Annotated in this window: 1 pseudogene; it reads right to left on the bottom strand. The window is 61.7% G+C overall.

The window, feature by feature from the left end:
* A pseudogene (locus IG02_RS40230) lies at nt 1-107 on the bottom strand (AsnC family transcriptional regulator); the annotation flags it as partial.
* Nucleotides 108-321 lie beyond the last annotated feature (214 nt).

Raw genomic sequence — 321 nt, 5'->3', positions numbered from 1 at the left:
TCCTGGAGCTGTTCGATGATCGCCAGGGAGACGGCGTCGATCGTCGGGGAGGAACCGCTTCCGGTTCTGGAGTCTGTGCTTCGACTGGCCACGACTTCACTGTGCACCGAGATTGTCTGTCGCGCAAGCCCGGAGTGATGTAATTCGTTGTCAGCGGGTCCCGATCTCACTGAATCCGAAGTTGAGGGGGGTCGGGGCTGTTGAAAGCGTCAGTCGAGCGACTAGGCTGAGGTGTCTCGCCCATCGGGACACCGCACAAGGACGTGCGACGACAGAACGTGACAGGAGGGGTGGCAAGTGACCACCGAGCTGCGCCGGCTG

Origin of the sequence: Streptomyces sp. NRRL F-5135 (assembly GCF_000719775.1) — a bacterium.
Lineage (GTDB): Bacteria > Actinomycetota > Actinomycetes > Streptomycetales > Streptomycetaceae > Streptomyces > Streptomyces hebeiensis.
Note: the sequence above shows the minus strand (reverse complement) of the source record. Positions and strands in the feature narration are given on the sequence as shown.